Origin of the sequence: Rhodococcus sp. NPDC057529, assembly GCF_042802055.1 — a bacterium.
Classification (GTDB): Bacteria; Actinomycetota; Actinomycetes; order Mycobacteriales; family Mycobacteriaceae; genus Rhodococcus_F.
The window spans coordinates 1-25241 of the sequence record NZ_JBHVEY010000019.1 but is presented as its reverse complement, the minus strand read 5'-3'; the positions used below and the strand labels follow the sequence as shown (position 1 = coordinate 25241).

The 25241-nt window shown below is 69.7% G+C and carries 19 protein-coding genes and 1 pseudogene; 10 read left to right on the top strand and 10 right to left on the bottom strand.

The features are described 5' to 3' along the window. Positions 1 to 9: 9 nt before the first annotated feature. Positions 10 to 1065 (bottom strand): annotated as a pseudogene (locus ACFU5V_RS30775) (acyltransferase family protein); the annotation flags it as partial. A gap of 220 nt (positions 1066 to 1285) precedes the next feature. Here ACFU5V_RS30775 and ACFU5V_RS30770 point away from each other — a divergent pair. Continuing rightward, the gene (locus tag ACFU5V_RS30770) at positions 1286 to 2440 is read left to right on the top strand and encodes a DUF3068 domain-containing protein (RefSeq protein ID WP_378703629.1); all 1155 of its coding nucleotides are present in this window, start codon (positions 1286 to 1288) and stop codon (positions 2438 to 2440) included. Positions 2441 to 2558: 118 nt separating this feature from the next. On the opposite strand, the gene ACFU5V_RS30765 is transcribed toward ACFU5V_RS30770, so the two are convergent. After that, positions 2559 to 3755, bottom strand: coding sequence for a polysaccharide biosynthesis protein (locus ACFU5V_RS30765; protein ID WP_378703627.1), 1197 nt, complete (start codon positions 3753 to 3755; stop codon positions 2559 to 2561). A 62-nt stretch (positions 3756 to 3817) separates the two neighbouring features. Between ACFU5V_RS30765 and ACFU5V_RS30760 the strand changes: the two genes are divergently transcribed. Continuing rightward, entirely contained in the window at positions 3818 to 5539 is a 1722-nt protein-coding gene (locus tag ACFU5V_RS30760) for a hypothetical protein (RefSeq protein ID WP_378703625.1), read from the top strand. On the opposite strand, the gene ACFU5V_RS30755 is transcribed toward ACFU5V_RS30760, so the two are convergent. Continuing rightward, complete coding sequence (locus ACFU5V_RS30755) at positions 5480 to 6700, bottom strand: glycosyltransferase family 4 protein (RefSeq protein WP_378703792.1); 1221 nt, start codon at positions 6698 to 6700, stop codon at positions 5480 to 5482. The two genes, ACFU5V_RS30760 and ACFU5V_RS30755, sit on opposite strands and share 60 nt — an antisense overlap. Before the next feature lie 174 nt (positions 6701 to 6874). On the opposite strand from ACFU5V_RS30755, the gene ACFU5V_RS30750 reads away from it, so the two are divergent. The 5 genes from ACFU5V_RS30750 to ACFU5V_RS30730 all read left to right on the top strand — a co-directional run bounded on the left by ACFU5V_RS30750 (position 6875) and on the right by ACFU5V_RS30730 (position 12389). Further along, complete coding sequence (locus tag ACFU5V_RS30750) at positions 6875 to 7630, top strand: class I SAM-dependent methyltransferase (protein WP_378703791.1); 756 nt, start codon at positions 6875 to 6877, stop codon at positions 7628 to 7630. Between the two features lie 2 nt (positions 7631 to 7632). Then, positions 7633 to 8520 (top strand): ROK family protein, encoded by an 888-nt coding sequence (locus tag ACFU5V_RS30745; RefSeq protein WP_378703623.1) that lies wholly within the window; start codon positions 7633 to 7635, stop codon positions 8518 to 8520. An 80-nt stretch (positions 8521 to 8600) separates the two neighbouring features. Beyond that, complete coding sequence (locus tag ACFU5V_RS30740) at positions 8601 to 9770, top strand: phosphotransferase family protein (RefSeq protein WP_378703621.1); 1170 nt, start codon at positions 8601 to 8603, stop codon at positions 9768 to 9770. Then, complete coding sequence (locus ACFU5V_RS30735; RefSeq protein WP_378703620.1) at positions 9767 to 10912, top strand: hypothetical protein; 1146 nt, start codon at positions 9767 to 9769, stop codon at positions 10910 to 10912. The genes ACFU5V_RS30740 and ACFU5V_RS30735 overlap by 4 nt, the downstream gene beginning before the upstream one ends. 28 nt (positions 10913 to 10940) lie before the next feature. Continuing rightward, on the top strand, positions 10941 to 12389 hold the full coding sequence (locus tag ACFU5V_RS30730; RefSeq protein WP_378703619.1) for an aldehyde dehydrogenase: 1449 nt from the start codon (positions 10941 to 10943) through the stop codon (positions 12387 to 12389). A gap of 68 nt (positions 12390 to 12457) precedes the next feature. On the opposite strand, the gene ACFU5V_RS30725 is transcribed toward ACFU5V_RS30730, so the two are convergent. The 5 genes from ACFU5V_RS30725 to ACFU5V_RS30705 all read right to left on the bottom strand — a co-directional run bounded on the left by ACFU5V_RS30725 (position 12458) and on the right by ACFU5V_RS30705 (position 17952). Then, the gene (locus tag ACFU5V_RS30725; RefSeq protein ID WP_378441732.1) at positions 12458 to 12958 is read right to left on the bottom strand and encodes a hypothetical protein; all 501 of its coding nucleotides are present in this window, start codon (positions 12956 to 12958) and stop codon (positions 12458 to 12460) included. 152 nt (positions 12959 to 13110) lie between these two features. Next, positions 13111 to 14940 carry a phosphoenolpyruvate carboxykinase (GTP) gene (locus tag ACFU5V_RS30720; RefSeq protein WP_378441735.1) on the bottom strand — a complete coding sequence of 610 codons (1830 nt, stop codon included), beginning with the start codon at positions 14938 to 14940 and terminating at the stop codon, positions 13111 to 13113. 274 nt (positions 14941 to 15214) lie between these two features. Then, a complete protein-coding gene (locus ACFU5V_RS30715; RefSeq protein ID WP_378703618.1) occupies positions 15215 to 15526 on the bottom strand; it encodes a DUF6802 family protein in 312 nt (103 codons plus the stop codon). 105 nt (positions 15527 to 15631) lie between these two features. Further along, positions 15632 to 17080, bottom strand: coding sequence for a hypothetical protein (locus ACFU5V_RS30710; protein ID WP_378703617.1), 1449 nt, complete (start codon positions 17078 to 17080; stop codon positions 15632 to 15634). Continuing rightward, complete coding sequence (locus ACFU5V_RS30705) at positions 17077 to 17952, bottom strand: hypothetical protein (protein WP_378703615.1); 876 nt, start codon at positions 17950 to 17952, stop codon at positions 17077 to 17079. Before ACFU5V_RS30705 ends, ACFU5V_RS30710 begins: the two co-directional genes overlap by 4 nt. A gap of 122 nt (positions 17953 to 18074) precedes the next feature. On the opposite strand from ACFU5V_RS30705, the gene trmB reads away from it, so the two are divergent. Genes trmB through ACFU5V_RS30690 form a run of 3 tightly spaced genes read left to right on the top strand, consistent with a single transcriptional unit; the run spans position 18075 to position 22562 of the window. Continuing rightward, entirely contained in the window at positions 18075 to 18851 is a 777-nt protein-coding gene (gene trmB / locus ACFU5V_RS30700) for a tRNA (guanosine(46)-N7)-methyltransferase TrmB (RefSeq protein ID WP_193384867.1), read from the top strand. Further along, on the top strand, positions 18848 to 19579 hold the full coding sequence (locus ACFU5V_RS30695) for an NYN domain-containing protein (RefSeq protein WP_015888977.1): 732 nt from the start codon (positions 18848 to 18850) through the stop codon (positions 19577 to 19579). Before trmB ends, ACFU5V_RS30695 begins: the two co-directional genes overlap by 4 nt. A gap of 10 nt (positions 19580 to 19589) precedes the next feature. Beyond that, entirely contained in the window at positions 19590 to 22562 is a 2973-nt protein-coding gene (locus ACFU5V_RS30690; RefSeq protein ID WP_378703613.1) for an MMPL family transporter, read from the top strand. Here ACFU5V_RS30690 and ACFU5V_RS30685 read toward each other — a convergent pair. Next, positions 22537 to 24411 carry a DUF2339 domain-containing protein gene (locus ACFU5V_RS30685; RefSeq protein WP_378703611.1) on the bottom strand — a complete coding sequence of 625 codons (1875 nt, stop codon included), beginning with the start codon at positions 24409 to 24411 and terminating at the stop codon, positions 22537 to 22539. The genes ACFU5V_RS30690 and ACFU5V_RS30685 overlap by 26 nt on opposite strands. Before the next feature lie 66 nt (positions 24412 to 24477). Next, a complete protein-coding gene (locus ACFU5V_RS30680; RefSeq protein ID WP_378703610.1) occupies positions 24478 to 25137 on the bottom strand; it encodes a DUF1707 domain-containing protein in 660 nt (219 codons plus the stop codon). Positions 25138 to 25241: the final 104 nt, after the last annotated feature.

Below are 25241 nucleotides of genomic sequence, written 5' to 3'. Positions count from 1 at the left end.
CGCGACGCTCAGCACGGTCGTCAGGAACAGGATGTAGACGAAGTGCCCGGTGAACGGAACGAGCCCGAACACGGGGAAGACGATGGACAGCACCGCGAGGTGCCAGATGAAGATGCCGTACGACCAGCGGCCCACCGCGAGCGCGAGCGGGCTCGCGAGGTAACGGTGGGTGGACCTGTCGGACAGCACCAGCGGAGCCATCAACGCGAAGCTGAGGACGGCGCCGAGCGCCATCTTGACGGCGTACTGCCACGGTTCCGGACGCACCAGCCCCTCCGGCCCGGCGAGGTCGGTCGCCGTGAGCGCGAATGCCACTGCGGCGACGAGGAACATCCCGACACGGTGATGCGCCCAGCGATGCATCCGCCCGGGCGGGCTCACCGCCAGTTCGGCCAGCAACATCCCAGCTCCGAACCAGGGCAGGTACCCGGGCAGCCAGTTGTCGTGGTGGATACCGCCCGGCGTCGACACCGGCACGAATGCCCACGTCAGGCTCACGGCGATCAACGCGAGGATCGCCGGAACACGCAGCCGCGCAGCCGGACCCCGTAGCCGGACCAGTGCGAGGGCCAGCAGCGGAAGCACCAGATAGAAGGCCACCTCCACCGACAGACTCCACATCTGCGTCAGGCCGTCGGTGAGAGTGAGGGGCACGAACACCTGCACCAGACCGAGATTCGCCCACCACGTGCGGTAACTCGCGTTGGCGGTGGGCAGGAACGTCAACACCACGGCCACGGCGACCCAGTACGCGGGCAGGATGCGCGTCGCCCGCGAAATCCAGTACCGCACCACGCCGGGGGCCGAACCCATCCCCCGCGCCGCCCCGGCATGGCTGCGCCACAGCAGGAATCCCGACAGCGCGAAGAAGACCGCCACCGCCAGATCGAATCGCCCCCAGATCCGGCCGAGGACCGGCACGTGCGTCGCGCCCGTCTGAAACGCGACGTGCGTCACGAGCACTCCCAGCGCCGCGAGACCGCGCATCCCCTCCAGTGCGGGAATGAAACTGCGCGGAGTAGCGGTCGCCGCGGGCGCGGGCGAGATCGTGGCCGGAGTGCTCATCACCAACAGTGTGCCTGGTCCGGGCCCTGTGACGGAAAACTCCGTCCCGGTCACTTCGCTGCGGAACGGCCGGTGCGTTTACTATCCGATGGGGCAAATGCGCATTCGAGACTGTTAGTGTTTTGCCTCACGTGGTGTCGATGTGGGCTCCATGCGATCCGTGCAGCCGTGCTGCCGGTGGGGGAATCTCAATCGACAGAATTGGGTTAGGAGAGAAAGCATGGCGGAGCGCTCAGGGCCGAGCCGGATACTTGCTTGCATTCTGGTGGGCCTCGGTGCCTTCCTCTTGGCCGTCGCCATTCTCATTCCCACCTACACGGTGGGCAAATTGGCGAAGACGCCGTTGGACCTCGAAGTGACCACGATCGCCGAAGGTTCCGGCAGCGTGCTCAACTCGCAGTCTCTTCTCGCAGGCAAGGCCGAAGTCAACACGAACGTTCCACTGGTGTCACAGCGTTACGTCACCACCGAGGACCCCGCGAACGCGGACGTCGTCACTCTCCAGGCAGGGCAGACGCTGCGGCGCACCGACAAGCAGGGCGACACCGGACTGCTGTCCGCGATCGTCGACCGCAACACCGTCGACCGCAAGACGTCGATGCCGACCAACGACCCGGTGGGCACCATCCAGACGCAGCCCAACCAGCCTGCCGAGGAAGTTCCGCGCGACGGACTGCAGTACAAGTTCCCGTTCGATTCGAAGAAGCAGAGCTACCCCTACTTCGACCTGAACGCGCGCGCCACCCAGGACATCGACTTCGTCGAGGAGACGGAGATCAACGGCCTGAAGGTGTACCACTACAGCCAGACGATCGATCCCGTCGACCTGTCGAAGGTCGTCAACTCGCCCACCAACAAGCTGACGCTGCCCGCCGAAGCCTGGGGCGTCCCCGGTGGCACTCTCCCCGTCACGATGACCCGTTGGTACACCAACGTGCGTGACCTGTGGGTCGAGCCCGAGACCGGTGTCGTCGTCAAGGGCCAGGAGCAGCTGCACCAGTACTACGCCCGCAACAAGGACAAGCCGGAGATCGACGTCCTGAAGGTGGAACTGCCGTTCAACGAGCAGACCATCGAGTACCAGGTCCAGCAGGCCAAGGACGGTATGGACAAGCTCAGCACGTTCGGTCGCACCGTGCCGATCATCGCCGGCATCCTCGGTCTCATCGCCCTGATCGCAGGACTGTTCCTGGCGCTGCGCGGCGGCAAGGGCAAGCAGCCCGCACCGGCCGACGGTGGTGACGTCCCGCAGAGCGGTGGCGGACGCCACGTCGACCTGGGCAAGTCGGAGGCTCCCACGGAGCAGCACGACTGGACCACGGACAAGACGGAGGAGATTCCCGTCGCAGATCCGCGCCGGTACGACGAGCGGTAGAGCACGACAACCGGACGGCACGTAGTCCGGCACGACGAAGGGGACCCCGGTACTTCACCGAGGTCCCCTTCGTCGTGCCGGGGCTGTCGTGCCGGGGGTCTGTCGAACCGGACCGGTGTCAGATCGCGGGTGCGTCACGTCGCGCGCTGCGCACGGCGAAGAGACTCGCGATCAGGGCGGTGCTCGACGCGACCGTCACGGCGACGGCGATGAACTGCCCGATCGTGGACGCGAGGGCCAGCATGGCGGTCATCTCGACGGCGAGACCGATCCAGGCGATGACGGCGAGGTGCGTCCGCTCCCCCGCGATGGCGGACAGCAGGGCGCCCTGCAGGACGGCCAGGCAGGCGCCGTGGAGCGCGAACAGCCACAGCAGCGACTGCACGGGGCGGTACGCGTCCCCGACGAGGAGCGGGACGAGGGGGGCGGCCACCGCGACACCCGCGACGAGCACCGCGCCGAGTCCGACCAGGACGGCGAGCGCCGAGCGGATCGCCTGCGCGGAGTGCACGGGATTCGCCATCCGCGGGTACAGCACCACCCCGACGGCCTGCGGCAGCCAGAACGCGGCCTTGGTGGCGACGGCACCCAGCGCGTACAGGCCTGCGTCGTCGTTGCTGAGCACGATGCGGGCGATCACGAGGTCCATCGACGACAGCGCGATCAGCGCCAACTGCACCTGCGACGCCTTCAGCACGGCCGCGACGCCGATCCGGGTGCTCGATTCCCCGGTGATCCCGGAATCGGCGAACAGTCGCGCGCACAGGGCCGCCAGGCCGGTGCCGACCGCGCTGGCGGCGAGGGCGAATCCCGGCCCGGCGCCGACGGCGAGCACGACGACCGCGGGAACGACCTTCGCGATTCCGGCTCCGGCGAGGACGACGCTGAGCGGGCCGAACCGCGCCGAACCCTGCAGCAGTCCCTGTTCGGTGGCGAGCAGGACCAGGACGGGCGCCGTGATGAGCGCCGAGAACGTGGCGAGCATCCCGGTGTCGAGGGCGAACGACACGAGGGGCGCGAGCAGCGTCGCCGCGACCGCGACGATCAGCGCGCAGCGGTACCCCAGCAGTCGCACCGCGTGGGCGCCCTTGCCCCGGACCACCTCGCGGGCGACGACGGTCTGCAGTGCGAGCGCGGGGACGGCGAGGACGAGTTGGGCGGCCAGCAGGCTCGCGAACTCGCCGTAGCCGGCCGGGCCGAGCCAGCGGCTCGCCGCCCAGGCAAGCAGGTAGGACGCAATATTCGCGGTCATCGAGCCCGCCGTCACCATCGTCACCCCGGCGACCGCCGAGCTGGTGAGGGTCTGGCGTGGCATTCGCCCATGATGCACTACGTGCCGTGCGGGCCGGGTCGATGCACCACGTATCGTGACGGCCCATGACCGTCCGGCGCCGAGCACCGTTCGTGGCGGCGGTCTACAGCCTCGTCCTGGCGTTACTCGTCCTCGGTCCGCTGCTCGGTCCCGGGTACCTGCTGCTGCGTGACGCGGTGAGCACTCCGCGCTCGTATCTCATGGACTCGGCGCTCGGTCTCACGGATGCCGCCGCGCGGGCGGTGCCGCAGGACGCCCTCCTGGCAGCACTGAGTGCGTTCGTCGACGGCGGACTGGTGGTGAAGGCGATTCTCCTGCTCGCGCTGTGGGCGGCGGGCTGGGGCGCGGCCCGCATGGTCCGGACCGTCCTGCCGACCGCCGGGCTCGGACCGCAACTCGTGGCCGTGACGGTGACGGTGTGGAATCCGTATGTCGCCGAGCGACTGCTGCAGGGCCATTGGAGTCTGCTGACGGGGTACGCGGCGCTGCCGTGGACGGTGTGCGCGGCCGTCGCGATCCGGCGGGGCCGGGGCCAGGGGTGGTTCGCCCTCGCGGCCTGCCTCGCCGCGGCCGGTCTGACACCGACCGGGGTGTTGCTCGCGGCGGTGACGGCGCTGGCCGTCCTCGCCTGCCCGGGTGGACGCTCCGCCCGAGGCCTCCGTCTGACAGGTGCGCTGGGCCTGTTCCTCGCCGCGAGCGCACCGTGGCTGGTGGCCACGGCGCTGTCCGGCGGCGGCGGGGACGGTTCCGATCCGGCCGGGGTCGCGGCGTTCGCGGCCCGGGCCGAACCGGGTCTGGCGACGCTAGGCAGTCTCGCCGGGCTCGGCGGCGTGTGGAACGAGACCGCCGTCCCGCAGACCCGGACCACGCTGTTCGCCCTCGCCGGAACGGTCCTGCTGCTCGGTGTCGTGCTGTGCGGCCTGCCTGCGCTGTGGCGGCGTCGACGGCACCCCGCGGTGGCGGCGCTGACCGTGCTCGCACTGCTCGCGGTGCTGCTGCCGACGCTCGGCGCGACGGCGTGGGGACTGGGTGCCGGCCGATGGATGGTGCAGCACGTCCCCGGGGCGGGGTTGCTCCGGGACGCGCAGAAGTGGGTGGCACTCGCGGCCCCGCTGTACGCGCTCGCCGCCGCGGCCGCCGTGCTGCGACGCCCGGTCACCTGGTCGGTGTCGGCCGTCCTGATCGTGCTGCTCGCCCTTCCCGACCTCGCGTGGGGTGTCGGCGGTGCCCTGCGCCCGGTCCGCTATCCGCCGTCGTGGCAGCAGGTGGCCACCGAACTGGAGGTGGGCCCGGACAGCGGGGACGTCGCCGTCCTGCCCACCGGCATGTTCCGCAAGTTCCCCTACGGCAGTTCCGCTCCCGTCCTGGACCCCGCCCCGCGAATGCTGCCGGAGGACGTCCTGCAGACCGGCGAACTGGTGGTGGCAGGCGGCAGCGTCGAGGGCGAGGGGTCCCGGGCGCAGCAGGTCGAACGGGTGCTGCTCACCGGCGGTTCCCCGGCCGATCTCGCGTCACTCGGCGTCCGATGGGTCCTCGTCGAGCGCGACACGCCCGGACCGCGCGGCGAATCCGCGACCACCCTGTCCGGGTTGGAGCGACGGTTCTCGGACGAGCATCTGGAGCTGTACCGCGTCGACGGCGACGTCGCGCCGCACGAGGCGACCCCACGGGCTCGCGCGACCGTCATCGCGGCCCACGTGCTGTGGGCGATGCTGCTGGCCGGTGGTCTACTCGGCGCGGGCGTGCTCGAGCCCCGGACGCGCCGGCGCCGGCGACACCAGCCCTGACGTGCGCAGGCCCGCGGCCGTGCCCGCCAGCACCTCGTGGACGCCGTTCCCGGTGTGCTTCCAGGAGAACTCACCCGCCCGGACGCGTGCCTTCTCGCCGAGCACCGTGCGGGTCTCGGGCTCGAGCAGGAGCGTCTTGACCGCCGAGGTCAGGTCGGCGACATCGGCCGTCGACGCTTCCGCGCTGCCGACCAGAACACCGGTCACGCCGTCGACGATCGAATCCGTCAGCCCCTTGGAGCTGCGGTAGCCGACGGTCGGGACGCCGTGCTGCGCGGCCTCGATGACGGCCAGCCCCCAGCCCTCCTTGCGGGACGGCATCACGTGCACCCAGGACTGCGACAGCAGCTGGTGTTTGCGGGTCTCGTCGACGTGCCCGTGGAACGTGACGGCGTCGCCGATGCCCAGCTCGTGCGCGCGGTCGCGGAGGTTCTGCTCCCACCAGCCGCCGCCGATGACGTCGAGGTGCACGTCGGCGATGGTGGGGCGCAGGGCGGCGACGGCCTCGAGGGCGTCCTCGATCTGCTTGTGCGGCACCAGGCGTGACAGCACGCACACGCTGGGGTGTGCGGTCCTCGTGTCGGCGCCGCCGATGTCGACGCCGAGGGGGATGTCGTCGGCGCCGTTGCGCACCACCGCGATCCGCTCGCGCTCCACTCCCAGTTCGACGAGTTCGTCGGCGGACGGCAGTGACACGGTGAGGTACTGGTCGTCCCGGTGCGTGCGCGGCGACAGCCGGGATTCCACCCACCAGCCGATCTTGCCCATCAACCGGCCCGCCACCGGCCACTGCTCGCGGTGGCAGTGATGGACGAGCAGCGTCACGGGCGCGCCGGCGACGACGCGGGAGAAGAACGGGATGCCGTTCTGGGTGTCGATGACGGCGTCGGGCCGGATGCCGCGGAGCGGCCCGAACCCGAGCCGGCCTGCGGCGATCGCGGCGAGGGCGCGGGGGTAGACGCTGTACCGTCCGCCTGCCCGGCTGATCTCGATGCCGTCGACGGTCTCCTTCTTGGCGGCGCCGCGGTAACCGGCGGTGCGGAGAGTGACCTTGATTCCCCGCGCCGCGAGCTGGGCGCCGACCTCCTCGAGGTACCGCTCACTGCCGCCACCCTGCGGGTGACCGGTGTCGCGCCAGCAGAGCAGCAGAACCTCTCGCACGTTCATGTACTCCTGTGGTCGGTGCGGTACTCGTGGTCTCGGGGCGGGACGTTCCGCGCGGTAGTCCCCGAACACCCTATCGGTCGTATTCCGCCCGATGTTGCAGCCACCGCGAACGGATTGCCGTCCCCGCGGCGGCACTCGCTAAGGTTCAGTCTCGTGACGACGCCTCCCGTGACCCGGCGATTCGGTCGACGGGCAACCCTGAAGAGGTCGTTCGGCCTGCTCAGCGACTTCCGGCACGAACAGACCGCGCCCGACCTGTTCTACGGCGCCCTCGCCCGCGACTCCGTCGAACTGATCGGCGACCTGTGGGGTGGTCTGACCGACGCGGATCTCACCGGCACGACGGTCCTCGACGTCGGCGGCGGCCCCGGCTACTTCGCGGACGTGTTCCAGCAGGCCGGCGCCCGGTACGTTCCCGTGGAACCGGATCCGTCCGAGATGCACGCCGCGGGGCTCGCGGTGGGCGGCGCCGTGCGCGGGTCGGGGCTGGCGCTGCCGTTCCGGACGTCGTCGGTGGACATCTGCTTCTCGTCCAACGTCGCCGAGCACGTCAGCGAACCGTGGGCAATGGCGGAGGAGATGATCCGCGTGACGAAACCCGGCGGCCTGATGGTGCTGTCGTACACGTTGTGGTGGGGCCCGTTCGGTGGTCACGAGACCGGGCCGTGGCACGCACTGGGCGGCGAGTACGCCGCCCGCCGTTACCTGCGCAGGAACGGCCGGGAACCCAAGAACCGCTACGGTGTGTCGCTGTTCAAAGTGGGTGCGGCCGAAGGGCTTCGGTGGGCTCGGCACACCCCGGACGCGGAGTTGCTGGCCGCCTTCCCCCGCTACCATCCGCGCTGGGCGTGGTGGATGGTGCGCGTCCCCGGACTGCGCGAGTTCCTGGTGAGCAACCTCGTTCTCGTGATGCGGAAGCGCTGACCGTGGTCGCGCTGGCACTCGACATCGGCGGCACCAAGATGGCCGCCGGGATCGTCGACGCGGACGGCACGGTGCCGCACCCCGTGACCACCCCCACGCCGGCGACCGGAGTCGCGGACTGTTGCGCCGCCCTGCTGGGCGAGGTCGCGGGAGGCGCGGAGATCACGTCGGTCGGCATCGCCTGCGCCGGCCCGGTCGACACGGTCGCCGGCACCGTGTCGCCGATCAACATCGACGAGTGGGCCGGCGGATTCGGCCTGGTCGGCGCCGTGCAGGACCTCTTCCCCGGCGTTCCCGCGCGACTGGCCATGGACGGCGCCGCGGCCGCGCTCGGCGAGCATCGCCACGGCGCCGGTCGCGGCGCCCCCGACCTGCTGAGCCTCGTCGTGTCCACCGGCATCGGCGGCGGGGTGATCCTCGGCGGCCGGATCGCCTCCGGCCGGACCGGCAACGCGGGACACATCGGTCACCTGGTGGTTCCCGGCGGGACCGACCCGTGCACGTGCGGTGGGGTCGGGTGCCTGGAAACGGTCGCGAGCGGACCGTCGTCCGTGCGCTGGGCCCGCTCCCGCGGATGGCGCGGGAGCACGGGCGTCGAATTGGCGCGGGCCGCCGCGGACGGCGACGAGGTCGCGGTGGCCGCCCTCGACCGCGCGGGTACCGCACTGGGTCAGGCGATCGCGTCGGCCGCGGCCCTGCTCGACGTCGATCTCGCGGTGGTCGGCGGAGGATTCGCGCAGGCCGGGCCGCCGTTGTGGGACCCGATGCGCCGGGCAGCGGCCCGTCACGCCCGATTGTCCTTCATCGCCGATCTGACGGTGGTGCCCGCGGAACTCGGCGCCTCGGGCACGCTCGTCGGGGCGGCGGTCCTGGCCGGCGGCGAGGGCTGACAGCGCGGAATCTCCTCACCTGTTCCGAAATTCTGTAACGTGTTCTAGTGTTCAGGGTCACACCACGTTCAGGAGAGGAGGTGACCGTGAGCACGAGCGCAACCCGATCTGCCGACGACTCCGATCACCAATCCGAAGTTGCCAGGCCCAGTGACTCCCGTCGCGATCCGGAGGTGCTGCGGGAGGCGCTGCAACGCTGGCTCGCCGCGCAAGTGCCCTCCGACGCCGCACCCGAGGTCACCCACGTCCACCTTCCCGACGCCAACGGGATGTCGAGCGAGACCATCCTGTTCGACGCCACCTGGTCGGGCGAGGTGCACCCACTGGTCGCGCGGGTCGCGCCCGCCGACACGACAATGCCCGTCTTCCCCGACTACGACCTCGACGGACAGTTCCGGGCGATGGCGCAGGTCCGGGAACACTCCGCCGTCCCGGTCCCGGTCGTCTACTGGTCCGAGCCCGATCCCGGGCCGCTGGGCGCCCCGTTCTTCGTCATGGCCCGTGTGTCCGGGCTGGTCCCGCCGGACGTGATGCCCTACAACTTCGGGTCGTGGGTGACGGAGGCGACTGCGGAGCAACGCGCGCTGCTGCAGCACAGCGCCGTGAAAGTGCTTGCGCAACTGCACGACATCGACCGGCCGTGGGAGCGGTTCGCGTTCCTGCGACTGCCCGGCGCCGGCCCCACCGTCTCCGAGGCGCTCGCCGCGCACATCCGGCAGCAACGCGACTACTACGAATGGACGACGCGGTCCGGCCCCCGGTCCCCGCTGATCGAACGCGGCTTCGCGTGGATGGAGGAGAACCTCCCCGACGACTCCTCCCCCGCCGTCTTCTGCTGGGGCGACGCCCGGATCGGCAACATGATGTTCGAAGACTTCCGGCCCGTGGCCGTCCTCGACTGGGAGATGGCGACGCTCGGGCCCCGTGAACTCGACCTGGGCTGGATGACGTACCTGCACCGGTTCTTCGAGGACATCGCCGCGGCCGCCGGACTCGACGGGATGCCCGACTTCCTGCGCCTCGACGACCTCGCCGCCCTGTACGAGGAATTGACGGGCCACGCGCCCCGCGATCTCGAGTACTACACCGCCTACGCGGCCCTGCGGCAGGCGACGATCATGCTGCGAATTCAGGAGCGCGCCATCCACTTCGGTCAGGCCGTCGCCCCCGAGGACCCGGACGACATGATCATGCACCGCGCCTCGCTCGAGGCGATGCTCGACGGCACGTACTGGGAGCAGATCCGATGACCGCCGACTACGCCGGAAACCCGCTGTCCCCGATGGACGACTACCCCATCCATCAGGTGGCCGAACCCATCCGACGGGTCGCCACGTCCGACCGCAACTTCTACGATCGCTACTACTTCAACTGCTATCCCTCCGACGAGTCCGACCTGTTCCTCATCATCGGTCTCGGCCAGTACCCCAACCTCGGGGTCACGGACGCATTCGCGGTGCTCCGCCGCGGCGACGACCACATCGTCGTCCGCGGGTCGGCCGCACTGGGCCACGACCGCTCCGACAGCACCGTCGGACCGTTCCGCGTCGAGGTCCTCGAGGGGCTGCAGCGCCTGCGCGTGGTGCTCGCACCGGGCGACTACGACCTCTCCTTCGACCTCACCTTCGACGGCGCGATCCCCGCGACGCTCGAGCCCCGCCACTTCCGCAGGCAACTCGAGCGGGTCACGTTCGATACGAGCCGCTTCGTCCAGACCGGCACCTGGGCAGGCGAACTCACGATCGACGGGCAGAGCCGCCCCGTCACCCCCGACACCTGGCGCGGCAACCGCGACCGGTCGTGGGGAGTGCGCCCCGTCGGCGAGTCCGAGCCGCCCGGACGGCGGGCGGTCGACGGGATCCAGAACTTCTTCTGGATCTACTCGGTGATGCAGTTCGAGGACTACGCCGTCTCCGTCGTCCTGCAGGAGGACGAACTCGGCAGGCGCATCGTCGAGGAAGCGGTCCGCATCTGGCCGGACGCCGACCGCGAACCCGAATGGCTGGGCCGACCCGAACACGAGCTGAAATTCGAGCCCGGGACGCGCGACGTCACGTCGGCGTCGCTGAGTTTCCACCGGCCCACCGGCGAGGTCGTCACCGTCACCTGCGACCTGCTGGTTCCCAACTACATCGGCATCGGCACCGGCTACGGGCTCGAGGCCGACTGGCGTCACGGCATGTGGCAGGGCGAACTCGTGGTGCAGGGACTGCGCAAACGGGCGTCCGAGATCGAGCCGGGACTCCGGATGTTCTGCCCCGTCGACAATCTCACCCGATTCCGGCTCGAGGACGGCGGCGAGACCGTCGTCGGAACCGGGCTGTTCGAGGTGGCGGCGATCGGCCCACACGCACGATACGGATTCGACAGTTTCACCGACACCGCCTCCTGACCGGGGGAACGACACGAGGAATGGACTCATGACCGACTACGACAAGCTCTACATCGGCGGCAAATGGGTGGCCCCGGCCACCGACCAGGTGCTGGAAGTGTTCTCCCCGGCCACCGAGGAACTGATCGGCAGCTGTCCCGTCGCGTCGCCCGCCGACATCGACGACGCCGTCGCCGTGGCCAGGCGGGCATTCGACGAAGGTCCGTGGCCGCAGACCACTCCCGCGGAGCGCGGGGAGATCCTCGCGAAGGCGGCGAAGCTCATCGAGGAGCGCGGCGAGACACTCAACGCGCTGATCTCGTCGGAGATGGGTCAGCCGCCCGCGATGGTCGGGATGATGCAGCAGACGCCGTCGCTCGCGACGCTGAACTTCTATGCCGGTCTCGCGAACGAATTCGAGTGGGAGCAGACCCGCACCGGCGTGTTCGGCCAGACGAAGGTACTGCGGGAGCCGGTCGGTGTGGTGGCCGCGGTCCTCGCCTGGAACGTCCCGCTGTTCCTGGCCGTCAACAAACTGTCCCCGGCGTTGCTCGCCGGCTGCACCGTGCTGCTCAAGCCCGCACCCGAATCCCCGCTCTCCACACACGTTCTCGCCGAGATCTTCGCCGAGGCCGGGGTCCCCGAGGGCGTCATCTCCGTGCTGCCCGGCGGCGCCGAGACCGGTGAATACCTGGTGTCGCATCCCGGCATCGACAAGATCACGTTCACCGGCAGCAGTCCCGTCGGCCGCAAGATCGGGGCCATCGCCGCGCAGAACCTCAAGCGCTGCTCCCTCGAACTGGGCGGCAAGTCGGCGGCCATCATCCTCGAGGACGCCGACCTGGCGTCCACCATGCCGATGCTGGTGATGTCCGGGCTGATGAACACCGGGCAGGCGTGCGTCGCGCAGACCCGGATCCTGGCCCCGCGGTCCCGCTACGACGAGGTCCTGGACGCCCTCGTGGCGGGTGCCGGATTCATGGCCGTCGGCGATCCGTCCGACCCGGCCGCGCAACTCGGGCCGCTGATCTCCGAGAAGCAGCGCGACCGCGTCGAGGGCTACATCGCCAAGGGCAAGGAACAGGGCGCCCGCGTGGTGCTCGGCGGCGGCCGTCCCGATGGTCTCGACAAGGGGTGGTACGTGGAGCCGACCATCTTCGCGGACGTCGACAACTCCATGACGATCGCCCGCGAGGAGATCTTCGGACCCGTGCTGTCCGTGATCCCCTACGACTCCGAGGACGAGGCGATCAAGATCGCCAACGACTCCGACTACGGACTCGCCGGCTCGGTGTACACCACCGACATCGACCACGGTCTCGCCGTCGCGAAGCAGATCCGCACCGGCACCTACGCCATCAATTGGTACGCATTCGATCCGGGATCACCGTTCGGCGGCTACAAGGCTTCCGGCATCGGCCGCGAAAACGGACCGGAGGGGCTCGAGGCGTTCTGCGAGACCAAGTCCGTCCTCATGCCGCCCGGCTACACGGGGTAGGCGGCTCCGCCGCCCGTGAGTGGTTGACGAGTCCAGAGACTCCTCAACCACTCACGAGCGCGAAGCGCCTAACTGCCGAACTGGACCCCACCGAGCGGGCCGCCGACGAGAACGATCTGCGGCATCGTGGTCTGGGGGTTGGCGACGGTGGTCAGCGACAGGCATTCGCCGAGAACCGCGTAGGCGCCGTCCGGAAGTTCCGGTGTGGTGAACGTCTTGACCGCGTCGCCCGTGGCGTTCGCGAGGACGCGGTCGATCGGGTTGGTGGCCCACGCGACGAATCCCGGTTCGAGAACGACGGTGGGATCCGCGAGTACGGCGGGCAGCTTGGTGGCGTCGAATGCCACGGCGCCGCAGGACTGCGCGTCCAGCAGATTCAGGACGTTGGGGTTGGTGACGGTGATGTCGAGGGTGCTTCCGTCGACCGCGGTCACCACGGTGGGAGGCTGCACTTCCGTCGCTGCGGAAGCGGTCGCCGGCATGGTGATGGCTACGGTGGCGGCGGCTGCGGCAGCGAGTGCGGCCCCTCCGGCGAGTCGTTTCATGCCCCTGCTGGTCCCTGTCTGCATCTGCAATCCTTTCGTCGCGTGCGAGCTTCGAGAATCGAGGCTTTTACAAACCGAATGGTATGCGTTTACTGCAGGAACCTCCCCCGAAACGACGAATGTCACAGCGGTTCAGGCGAACTGAACCACTGTGACATTCGGTCACCGGGGAGGGACTAGCTCAGGCGCTGCTTCAGAGCCTCGAACTCGTCACGGATGCCGGAGGGCACCTTCTCGCCGAGGAACTCGAACCATTCCTCGATGAGCGGCAGCTCCTGCTTCCACTCGTCGACGTCGACCTTGAGTGCCTCGTCGACGTCGTCGGCGTTGACGTCCAGCCCGCCGAGCTCCAGATCGGCTGCGGTCGGAACGAATCCGATCGGAGTGGACTCGGCGCCGGCCTTGTGCTCGATGCGGTCGACGATCCACTTCAGCACGCGGGAGTTCTCGCCGAAACCGGGCCACAGGAAGCGGCCGTCGTCGCCGCGACGGAACCAGTTGACGTAGAAGATCTTCGGCAGCTTCTCGGAATCCGCGTGCTTGCCGAGGTTGATCCAGTGGTTCAGGTAGTCGCCGGCGTTGTAGCCGATGAACGGGATCATGGCCATCGGGTCGCGGCGGACGGTACCCACGGCGCCTTCGGCGGCAGCGGTCTGCTCGGACGACAGCGTCGCACCGAGGAACGTGCCGTGCTGCCAGTCGAAGGACTCGCTGACCAGCGGAACCGTGGTCTTACGGCGTCCGCCGAACAGGATCGCGGAGATCGGCACACCCTGCGGGTCGTCCCACTCGGGGGCGAGGATCGGGCACTGCGACATCGGGGTGCAGTAACGCGAGTTCGGGTGCGCGGCCTTCTCGTCCGACTCGGGCGTCCATTCGTTGCCCTTCCAGTCGACGAGGTGCTGCGGGTCTCCCTCGAGTCCCTCCCACCAGACGTCGCCGTCGTCGGTCTGCGCGACGTTCGTGTACAGCGAGTTGCCGGCCTCGAGCGTCTTCATCGCGTTCGGGTTCGACCCGTAGTTGGTGCCCGGCGCGACGCCGAAGAAGCCGTACTCCGGGTTGACGGCGTACAGGCGGCCGTCCTCACCGAAGCGCATCCACGCGATGTCGTCACCGAGGGTCTCGGCGCGCCATCCGGGGATGGTGGGCTGGATCATCGCGAGGTTCGTCTTGCCGCACGCGCTCGGGAACGCGGCCGCGATGTAGTACGGCTTGTCCTCCGGGGAGATCAGCTTGAGGATCAGCATGTGCTCGGCGAGCCAGCCCTCGTCGTGGGCCATCGCCGACGCGATGCGCAGCGAGTAGCACTTCTTGCCGAGGAGGGCGTTTCCGCCGTAGCCGGAACCGTAGCTCCAGATCTCGCGGTCCTCGGGGAAGTGGGTGATGTACTTGGTGTCGTTGCACGGCCACGGGACGTCGGCCTGACCCTCCGCGAGAGGTGCGCCGACCGAGTGCAGCGCCTTCACGAACGGCTTGTCCTTGCCGAGCTTCTCCATCGCGGCCGTGCCCATGCGCGTCATGATGCGCATGGAGACGACGACGTACTCGGAGTCGGTGATCTCGACACCCAGCTTCGGGTCGTCGGCTCCGAGCGGGCCCATGCAGAACGGCACCACGTACATGGTGCGTCCGCGCATGCTGCCGCGGTAGAGGTCGGTCATGAGCGACCGCATCTCCGTCGGATCCATCCAGTTGTTGGTGGGCCCGGCGTCGATCTCCTCACGCGAGCAGATGTAGGTGCGAGACTCGACGCGCGCGACGTCCGACGGGTCCGAGTTGCCGACGAACGAATTCGGCTTCTTCTCGTCGTTGAGGCGCGTGAACGTGCCCGCCGCGACGAGCTGCTCGGTCAGTCGATCCCATTCTGCGTCCGAGCCGTCGGCGAAGACGACGCGGTCGGGCTGAGTGAGTTCGGCAACCTCTCGAACCCAGGCGAGCAGCTCACTGTGCTCCGTGGGGGGCGTGCCGTCAGTTCCGTTCAGACCGGGAATGGTCGCTGAGGTCATCAAACTCTCCTGGGGTGAGCCGGAACCGGACCATCTGCCGTCCGCTGAGAGAACCTCGCAGCGTGTGCCAGACGGTCCGATTTCCCCTCTCGGCGGGGTCCAGCCAGGCCGTCCATGCCACATGGAAGACGCGGGCGCCGGGTGTCCTATCCCTAGAGGTTAACGCCGCGAGTCCCATCTCGGGGAATCGGGTGCGGTTGGAATGGTCACAGAAACGATTCAGTAGCCCTGCCAGGAGCCTTTCCTGCGTCTGGAGTGCGGTTTTCGGGGGTGGTCAGCCGTTGCCGAGAGTCCCACCATCGGTCTGCTCCCAGTGCACGAGGCCGTCGCCGTCGCGGCGAAACTCCCACGACGCGTAGGCGCCGTCCTCGTGGATCAACGTCAGATGGTCTGCGTCGCCGTCCGAGTCGAGGTCGGAGGCGATGACGACGGCGTCGCCCGCGTCGAAGGTCTGGGTGTCGAGGACGCCGTCGCCGTCGATGTCGTGGGCGGGATCGGTGAGCGCGACCGCCCCGGAATCGGGGCCGAACGTGTTCGGATCGAGGTCCGGCACGTCCGGGACCAGAAAACTTTCAGTCGTCGCCACCGCGGTCTCCCTTCGTATTTCGGGCCAGTTTCCCGCCCAAAGCAAGACATATCAAGATATTTCAACACGATCCCACATGAAAGTGGGCGAACAGCGGTCGGACACCTATGTATTCAGACGTTCACCGCGGCGATTCGGTTCCCCGGCCGGCCTGCGGACCTCCTGCAGTCCCCGGTCGACCGCCGCGAGGTCGCGTTCGCAGGACGACAACTGCCCGCTCCGTCGCGCGGTCAGCCGGCGGAGTTCACCGTCTATCTGCGCGACCCGCTCGTCCACCTCCCGGGCGGCGACCCTGCTCTCGGCGATGATCGCCTCGCTCACCCCGGTCTCCGCCGCCAGCAACCGGGCCAGGACGAACTGCTCCCACTGGGACCGCACGTGCACCAGCGCCTCGGTCGCCCACTGCCGCACGTGAGCACGCTCGGCGACGTGCGCGCGCGACCGCGTCAGCCACCACGCCGCGACGGCTCCGAGCGCGAGGGTGAGCGGGATGCTCGCGATGTCGAGCGCGGGAACCATCGACAGCGGCGACACCACCAGCCTGCCCAGACCGAGCCCGGCGGACGCACCGATCAGAATCGTCATCCGGTCCTCCAGTCCGCGGTGCCGCGGTTCGGGCCCCTCGGGCGCCGCCGGCTGCGGCAGTGGAGCGGCGGCCTCGGGATCGGACGCGACGACGCCGGCACGTGCCCGCAGGTCGTCGAGGCGCGCGGTCACCGCGGCGTCGACCGCTCCACTTCTCTCGCGCACGATCTCGGCAAGACGGTCGGGATAACCCGCGAGGGTCCCGCGGCCTGCGCGGCCGATCTCCGAACGCGCCGACGCTCCCGCCGCGCGGACCTGGGAGGCCACCTCGTGCAGCAACTCGACCTTCGCCAGCTGGACCTGACCACGGAGCTGCGCGATCAGTTCCGTGCGCCCGCCGTCCCGCAGCGTCAGCGCGCGTACGCGCTCGGCGCGCAGTTCCGCGCCGGGCTCGGTCTCCCGCACGGACCGGGCGGTGGCCGCGATCATGCGCCGCGTCTGCTCGAGCACCGCCTCGATGGCGGGACGCGTGTCGCGGTCCCCGTCCCCGGCGGCCCGCAGGAGTGCCCCGAGCAGCGCCTCCACCCCGGATCCGCCGACAGCGACCGGGTGGATCTCCGCGTCGGCGAAACGCGCCGCGTGCCGGGCGAGCAGGGTTCGGTTGCGGTCGCGCACGCCCGCCCAGTCCCGGTGGACATCGATCTTGGTGAGCGCGAAGACCACGGGGCACGCCGGTCGCGCGACGACGTCGAGAACGGACAGCTCCTCCCGTCCGAGTGCCGCCGCCGCGTCGAGCACCATCAGCACCACCCCGGCGTCGAGCGGATCCTCCACGAACGCGAGCGCGGACGCGTCGAGCGAACGGAGCAGGCGCACGAGCGTGGTCTTGCCGGCCCGCCGCGGCCCCGCCACGAAGACACCTCGCTGCGCGGGTCCCCCGGACTTCAGGCGTGCGACGGCGTCCGGGTTCCATCGTTTCACCACGTCGACGGTCTCGGCGGGCAGATCGGACAACTGCGGTCTCGTCACGTTCCGGGGCTGCCGCTCAGCTGCCGTCCGAGGCGAACGTAGTGGCGCCGGATGTCGACGACCGCCCGGCGCCTGCGGGCCGTCGGTTGCCTGGCGAGTTGCGCCCGCCACCAGTCCGCGCACCGGCCCGCGTCCGCGGCGGTGCGCGGCGGTTCCGGCTCCTCCGCGATGCAGTCGGCGAGGTGGAGCCTGGCCGCGGCGGCGCCGAGAGCGACCGCGTGGTCGCCGGAGAGATACCGCTCCAGCACGTCGCGGGACGCGAGGCTGCGCGCGGCCTCCGACCGCAGCATGTTCAGCAGGATCTCGCCGCGGCGCGCCCGCGCCCGCGCCACCCGGTCGGCGACCGCGGCCGACACCGCGCCGATCCCGGACTCCGACGACGTCCCTGCAGTCGCGAGCGTGCCGATCAACGGCAGAGCAGGGAGGCCGCCCTCCTCCGCGCATTCGGCGGCCCGCGCGGTCGCCGTCGCCCAGGCGTCGGCGGGCACGCGCGACGCGCCCACCGTGTCTGCCTTGTTGAGGACGAACAGGGCCTGCGCCGGGTCCAGGTTCCGCGCGACGTCCCGGTCGGCGTCGCGCACCGCTTCGACGAGGACATAGACGACGACGTCGCCGTCCAGCACCGGGTCGGGCGCGCCCGGCACGTCGACGGCGTCCGCTTCCTCCACGACCGCGCCGGCGAGGCCACCGGCGGCCAGCGCGGCGGCCACGGTCGACCTGCCCACACCCGCCCGACCGGCCGTCTGCACCCGGATCGGCGCCCCGAACGCCACAACGGCGGCGCGCACGCGGTCGCCGGCGACCTCGTCCAGTGCCGCTACTTCTGCGGCGAGATCCGCCAGTTCTCCGCCCCCGGCCTCTGTAGTGCCCATGACGCAGTCACCCCCCTTCGTCCCGCGCCGATTCTGTCAGACCCGCACCGGATCGGCGTGGGCAACCGTGCAGGCTGGGCACCGGATTACCGAAAAAGTCTCAAGGTGAACTTCAGACCCGTATGCCAGAAACGCCCCTCATGCGTGACAATGGTCCGGTGAACCACGCTGATCAGGATGCACCCGCCGTCCCCGAGGAGGGGCAGACGAAGGACTCGAAGGGGTCCCGTCTCCACCCGAGGGTGACAAGTTTCCGCTCGCGCAGGGGCGCTCTGACCGCCGCCCAGCAGGAGTCGTGGGACCGGCAATGGCCTGTGATCGGCGCGGACGTCTCGGACAATCGCCTGGACGCGCCGTCGTGGTTCGGCCGGGACGCGCCCCTGATCCTCGAGATCGGCTCGGGCACGGGTACCGCCACCGCCGCGATGGCGAAGGCCGAACCCCACGTGAACCTCATGGCCGTCGAGGTCTACCGGCCCGGTCTCGCACAGTTGCTCCAACAGATCGAACGGGACGAGATCCCGAACATCCGGGTCCTGCGCGGCGACGCTATGGATGTCCTGGAGAACATGATCGAACCGGAATCGCTCACCGGAGTCCGTGTCTTCTTCCCGGACCCGTGGCCGAAGGCCCGCCATCACAAGCGGCGCCTGTTGCAGGCCCCCACTTTCGCCCTGATCGCGAGTCGGCTGAAGGCCGGCGGTGTGTTGCATGTCGCAACAGATCACGCCGAGTACGCCGAGGCCATCGCCGAGGCAGGCAACGCGGAACCCCTCCTGACCTCCCTCGACTGGGAGTCACCCATGACGCACGAGCGTCCGGTGACGAAGTTCGAGGACAAGGCCCACCAGGTCGGCAGTGCGATCACCGAGTTGATTTGGGGGAAGATCAGGTCATGAGCGTCAGCGAGCAGTACACCGACACAGCCGGCACCGCCCCGGCAGGCACCGCGGTGTCGTCAGGATCTCCCGTGGTGGGTGCACGTGACGGGCGCCACCAGAAGCGGGTCCTTCTCGTCTGGGACGCACCCAACCTCGACATGGGTCTCGGCGCCATCCTCGGCGGCAGGCCCACGGCCGCCTACCGGCCACGATTCGACGCACTCGGCCGCTGGCTGCTCTCCCGAACGGCGGAACTGTCCGCGTCCGGCACCGACACACTCGAACCCGAGGCGACGGTCTTCACCAACATCGCGGCTGGCAGCGCCGATGTCGTGAGACCGTGGGTCGAAGCCTTGCGTAATGTGGGATTCGCGGTGTTCGCCAAGCCGAAGATCGATGAGGACAGCGACGTCGACTCCGACATGCTGGACCACATCGCGCTTCGTCACGGCGAGGGGCTGGCCGGTGTCATGGTCGCCTCCGCCGACGGTCAAGCATTTCGCGAACCGTTGGAGGACATCGCCGCGACCGGCATTCCGGTCCAGATACTCGGGTTCCGCGAGCACGCCAGCTGGGCGGTCGCGTCCGACCTTCTGGACTTCGTCGATCTCGAGGACATCCCCGGCGTGTTCCGGGAGCCACTGCCTCGGGTCAGCCTCGACACACTGCCCGACGAGGGTGCCTGGTTGCAGCCGTTCCGACCGCTTTCCGCCCTGCTCGTCGGGCGGAAGAGTGCTGCCGAGTAGGAGTTGATCTGTGTTCGCGAGCTGGGGAAGCGTCGTCTACCGGGCCCGATTCACCGTCATCGGCATCATGGTTGCCCTGTTGCTCGGTTCGGCCGCGTACGGCCTGGGCCTCGAGAAGCATCTCAGCCAGAGCGGCTGGGACGATCCGGGCTCGGAGTCGGTCGCCGCCGCCAAGCTGGCTGACGGCACCTTCGGGCGCGACACCAACAGCGACGTCGTCGCGCTCTACACGGCCCCCGAGGGCAAGACGATCGAGGACCCCGAGTTCCAGGCGAAGGTCGTCGCGAACCTCGAGCGGCTGGCCGCGGAACACCCGGACAAGATCCTCAAGATCAACGGCGGCTATTTCAAGGTCGGGACCGCACCGCAGCTGGCGTCCGCCGCGGACGCCGACAAGCAGCACGCGATCGAGAGCATCGCGATCGTCGGCGACAACGACACCGAGGTCACGGCCAATTTCCGCGACGTCAAGGACGAGTTCTACATCGACGGCGTCGACGTGCAACTCGCCGGTCTCCAGCCCGTCTCGGGTGCGCTCAACGACACGATGGCCACGGACATCCGGCGGATGGAGCTCCTCGCGATCCCGGCCGTCGGCATCCTGCTGTTCTTCGTGTTCGGTGGTGTCATCGCCGCGGCGCTGCCGCTGATCATCGGCGGCCTGACCGTTGTCGGCGCCAACGGCATCGTCCGTCTGATCACCAACTTCACCGAGGTCAACTCGTTCGTCGCGCCGGTGGTCTCCCTCGTCGGGCTGGGCCTGGCCATCGACTACGGGTTGTTCATCGTCAGCCGGTTCCGAGAAGAGATGGCGGAGGGGTACGACACCCGCTCCGCCGTCCGCAGAACGGTGATGACCTCGGGCCGCACCGTGGTCTTCTCGGCGACGATGATCGTCGCCAGCCTCGGCGGTCTGCTGCTGTTCCCGCAGGGCTTCCTGAAATCCGTCGCCTACGGCGCCATCGCGACCGTCGGCCTCGCCGCTCTGACGTCTATCACGATCCTGCCCGCGATCCTCGGCATCCTCGGCAAGCGCGTCGACGCCCTCAGCCTCGAACGTTTCCGTCAGACCAAGAACACCGAGGAGATCGAGGCGAGCATCTGGGGCCGGCTCACCCGCTGGGTGATGCGCAACCCGCTCAAGGTCACCATTCCCATCGTCGTCGGTCTGCTCCTGCTGATCGTGCCGCTGACGGGCATCAAGTTCGGTGGCATCAACGAGACCTACCTGCCCCCGGACAGCACGACCCGCGCCGCGCAGGAACAGTTCGACGAAATCTTCCCGAACCTGCGCACCGAACCGGTCAAGCTCGTCGTGTCCGACGCCGACAACAAGGCGCTCGGCCAGATCATCAAGGAAGCCAGCGGCGCACCGGGCCTGATCGAACGGTTCACCCCGGAAGGCGCGGCCAAGGACGGCGTGGTCGTCCTCAAGGCGGGCCTCGTCGACCGCAACGAGTCCAAACCGACGATCGACTATCTGCGCGCCATGGACAGTCCGGACGGCGTGCAGGTACTGGTGGGCGGCACACCGGCGATCGAACAGGACAGTATCGCCGCACTGCTCGACCACCTGCCCACGATGGTGATCTCCGTCCTCTTCCTGACGACGCTGCTGATGTTCCTGACGTTCGGCTCCCTGGTGCTGCCGATCAAGGCGGCATTGATGAGCGCGCTGGGCCTCGGATCCACGCTCGGCATCCTGACGTGGATCTTCATCGACGGTCACGGTTCGGAGTGGTTGAACTTCACCCCCGGACCGATCATGTCGCCGGTGCTGGTGCTGATCATCGCGATCGTCTACGGCCTGTCCACCGACTACGAGGTGTTCCTGCTCTCCCGCATGGTGGAGGCGCGGGCGCAGGGGGCCAGCACCACGGAGTCGATCCGCATCGGCACCGCGCACACGGGCCGCATCATCACCGCGGCCGCGCTCATCCTCATCGTCGTCACCGGCGCATTCGGGTTCTCCGAACTCGTGATGATGAAATACATCTCCTACGGCATGATCGCCGCGCTCATCATCGACGCGACCCTCATCCGCATGTTCCTCGTCCCCGCCACCATGAAGCTGCTCGGCGACGACTGCTGGTGGGCGCCGGCGTGGATGAAGCGGATCCAGGAGAAGACGGGCCTCGGTGAGCCCATCCTCGACAACGAGTTGATGCCCACCGACGTCCCGGAGCTCACCCCGATCGGGGCCGTCCCGCCGCCGCGCAAGCTCGCGGCACCGCCCGCACCCCGGAAGCCGGAGCCGCTCACCGAACCGATCCCGCTGGTGACCGCGCGGGCGCTGGCCGCGAAGATGTCCGAGGACGACGCGAAGGCACGCAAGGCGCAGGACGAGGCCCGGCGGTCGGCGACCGGCCGGCCCGCCCGGCCGCCGGTGGAGATCGAGGAGCCGGCCGCGGAACCGCAGACCACCGCGCTGCCGCAGCCTGCTCCCCCGCGTCCGGCCCCGACGCAGTCCCGTCCCGCGCCGCGGCCCGCACCGCAGTCGCGTCCCGCTCCCCGGCCCCGCCCGGCGGCGGCCCCCGCCCCGGGTCCGGCCACCGAGTCGCGTCCCATCGAGAGCTGGCTCGCCGACCTCCGGTCGACGTCGGCCGCCGAACCGCGGCCGATCTCCTCGCCCGCCGAACCGCGACCGAGTGCGTCGGCGCCGTCACTGCCCACGCGCTCGCCGCGCTCGGTGCCGGCACCGTACGAGCAGGAGACCCCCCAGTCGTCTCCTGCCCGCCCGGTGCCGCCGATCCCGTCGCGGCGTCGCGCCGCCGAGCCTGCGGAGCCGGTGAACGGCGGCAGGCGGACCAATGGCGCGCCTGCGAACGGGAGCCCGGCCAACGGTGCCCCGGCCAACGGCTCGCGCCGCCGCGCCGAGGAGCCGCCCGTCGATCCGGACGACGCCTCGAGCGGCAGACACCGCGCCGACGACGGCAACGCCGTCAGCGTCAGCGAACTCATCGCTCGGCAGAACCGGCGCTGACGGAACCGTTCGGCGTTCCCCGCCCGGCCTCCCGCTCCGCGAATTCACGCGCGTAGCGGGTGCCGGCGAGGAGCAACAGCAGGCCCACCACCAGGAACGCGAGGACGCGGAACAGTCCGTCGAGGGTGGCCAGGTCGAACAGGAACAGTTTGGCCAGGGCCGCGGCGGTCAGTCCCAGTCCGACGCCGAGCGCAGTGTGGGCGTAGTCGCGGCGGGCCAGTCCGAACACCAGGGCCGCCGTCGCCGCCGCCATCCACGCGATGGTCGCGGCGCAGTGCCCGGCGATGAAGCCTGCGGACGTCCCGGTGAGCGCCGTCCCCGCCGACACCGTCGCGGTGGTGACGGCGTACAGGATCACCAGCCCGGCGAGCACCCACCACGGCTGCGCGTCGGCGGTGCTCAGCAGCTTCAGTGCGTGCGCGTACCAGACGAACAGGAAGACCGTTCCCGCGAGCACCAGCGACGACAGCACCGTGGTCACCCCGAGCGCGTCGAGCGCCCGGTACTCGTCGACGAGGACGGACGGCGGCGCGGTGATCGCGAAGGCGAGCCCGCCGACGACGGTGAAGACGGCACCGACGGCGTATGCGATTCGTGACTCCGCCTGCCCGCCGACGGTGAGGAACAGTGCCGCCACCCCGAGCAGCACGAGCGGTGCGAGGTCTTCGCTCGACCCGAGAAGGCAGGCTTCGAGCAGCGCGAGGGCACCCACGCCGGCGAGCGCGATCCGGGCGTGGTTCGGCAGCGACCGGGCCCCGGCGAATGCGGCGAACATCGCGGCGGCCAGCGCCAGGGCGATCAGCGTGGGCCCGGGCCGGTCGAAGAGATGGCCGATCACCAGCGTCGGGACGGCCGTCGTGACGATCATCGCGGTCGCGGTGACGTCGCGGGAGTTGCTGCGCAGCAGGATGATCGACGACACGAGTCCGAACAGGGCAACCAGTGCGGCGGAGGCGAGCAACCAGAACCGCTCCGGCCGGTCGTAGAGCCCGGCGTTCGCGATCGCGATCACCAGTGCGATCACCACCGGGCACGTCCTCGCGATTGCCAGGTACAGCCAGTCGCGGCCGAGTTGCGCCGGGAAGCTGGCGACCTGGATGACGAACAGGAAACCGATGAGGGTGAGCGTGATGCCGTCGGTGAGCACGGGCGCGAGCACCGCGGCGCCGGCCACCACGAGCAGGGCGAGGGGTTGCGAACCCCACCTGACCGCCAGTGCGACACCGGCTCCCGCGATCCCGAGCGCCACGACCATCGCGAGCACCGGCAGCAGCCAGTGATAGACGACCGCCACGGCCACGACGTCCAGGTAGGCGCCGGCGATACCCGTCGCCGCGAGCGCGATCCCGCCGACCCGGCCACCCGGCCGTCCGAAGACGCGGGCACCGGCGACGACGAGACCGGCCGAGAACAGCCCGCCCGCCACGACGCGCAGCTCGGGGCCGAAGAATCCGGCCTGCGCGGCCAGCACGAGCAGCATCACCACACCGATCAGGGTGACGGCGACACCCGCGACGGCGAGCACACGGCTGATCATCCCGTCGCGCTGCCACCAGGGTTCGCGAACCACCCGGGGCCGCGGCGCGGGAGCCGGCGGATACGGGACGGCCGGTGGGGGCGGCACCGGGGCAGTCTGCGCCACCGGTGGCCGGTACATCGGCGCCGGCACCGGCTGGGGCTGTGGTTGGGGCTGGGGCTGGGGCTGGGGCCGCGGGACGCTCGCGAGTTGCGCCTGCAGGACGGCGAGGTTCTCACCCACGTGACGCATCTGCTGACCGAGCGCCGAGAAGTCGCCGGAGAGCTGCGCGACGAGCCGGGGGTCGACCGAAGGAATACCAGGTGTGGACATGGATCAATCGTCCTGCGGCGACGGCGCCCACACATGAGTAGGCCTACTCGAGGGACCTGCGTCGTGCTACCCGAACATGCGGCGGATCGACGTGCCGAAGGGGTGCTTGGCGGTCACGCTCCCGAACCGGACCTTGCCGCGGACGACGAGGTGCAGCGGGCCGATGGGAGGGCCGGTCCGCACCTTGTTGGTCGCGGAACCGCCGACCGTCTCGACGCCGTTGAGGTCGACGGTCGCCTCCTCCGGAACGACCAGCGAGATCGTGCTCGCGTAATCGTCGATCGTCACGTGCACCACCTGCGTGGACATCACGGCGCGCGTGAAGTCGAGCGTCACCGTCGACAGCCGGGTGTTCACCTCGAGGGCGGGGGGAACGTTCCACGAGCCGGTGCGGCTGACCGACGACATCCGGCCCCGGACGACGTCACCCGGGGGCGGTGCCGGTGACCGGTGGACGGTCGGCGGCACCGGCGGCGCCGGCGGCGCCGGGCGGGACACGTACGGCCGGTCGGGGTACGGCGGCGGCGTGAACTCGGAGATCAACTGGATCCCGGGCAGATCCACCAGGACGACGTTCAGCTCCGCGCGCGTCTTCGCGGCGAGTGCCGTGTCCATCCGTTCGGTGAACTCCCCGAGCGAGAGCATCCCCTGGCCCACCGCCCGCTGCAGCAGTTCGCCGACGTGTTCCCGTTCCGCATCCGATACGCGTAGGTCCCGTGCCTCCATACCGACCAGGCTAGCTGTAATTCCTGGGGACGTTGTGAACGCCGACGCGGTCGATGGGTGAGTTGCCGCCGATCCCGGTATGGGGTCGGTGGTGATTGTAGTCA

What these genes read in the sequence shown, in the direction of transcription:
- ACFU5V_RS30770 (WP_378703629.1), top strand. Translation starts at nt 1,286, where the DNA reads ATGGCGGAGCGCTCAGGGCCGAGCCGGATACTTGCTTGCATTCTGGTG.
- ACFU5V_RS30765 (WP_378703627.1), bottom strand. Translation starts at nt 3,755, where the DNA reads ATGCCACGCCAGACCCTCACCAGCTCGGCGGTCGCCGGGGTGACGATG.
- ACFU5V_RS30760 (WP_378703625.1), top strand. Translation starts at nt 3,818, where the DNA reads ATGACCGTCCGGCGCCGAGCACCGTTCGTGGCGGCGGTCTACAGCCTC.
- ACFU5V_RS30735 (WP_378703620.1), top strand. Translation starts at nt 9,767, where the DNA reads ATGACCGCCGACTACGCCGGAAACCCGCTGTCCCCGATGGACGACTAC.
- ACFU5V_RS30730 (WP_378703619.1), top strand. Translation starts at nt 10,941, where the DNA reads ATGACCGACTACGACAAGCTCTACATCGGCGGCAAATGGGTGGCCCCG.
- ACFU5V_RS30725 (WP_378441732.1), bottom strand. Translation starts at nt 12,958, where the DNA reads ATGCAGACAGGGACCAGCAGGGGCATGAAACGACTCGCCGGAGGGGCC.
- ACFU5V_RS30720 (WP_378441735.1), bottom strand. Translation starts at nt 14,940, where the DNA reads ATGACCTCAGCGACCATTCCCGGTCTGAACGGAACTGACGGCACGCCC.
- ACFU5V_RS30705 (WP_378703615.1), bottom strand. Translation starts at nt 17,952, where the DNA reads ATGGGCACTACAGAGGCCGGGGGCGGAGAACTGGCGGATCTCGCCGCA.
- trmB (WP_193384867.1), top strand. Translation starts at nt 18,075, where the DNA reads ATGCCAGAAACGCCCCTCATGCGTGACAATGGTCCGGTGAACCACGCT.
- ACFU5V_RS30695 (WP_015888977.1), top strand. Translation starts at nt 18,848, where the DNA reads ATGAGCGTCAGCGAGCAGTACACCGACACAGCCGGCACCGCCCCGGCA.
- ACFU5V_RS30685 (WP_378703611.1), bottom strand. Translation starts at nt 24,411, where the DNA reads ATGTCCACACCTGGTATTCCTTCGGTCGACCCCCGGCTCGTCGCGCAG.
- ACFU5V_RS30680 (WP_378703610.1), bottom strand. Translation starts at nt 25,137, where the DNA reads ATGGAGGCACGGGACCTACGCGTATCGGATGCGGAACGGGAACACGTC.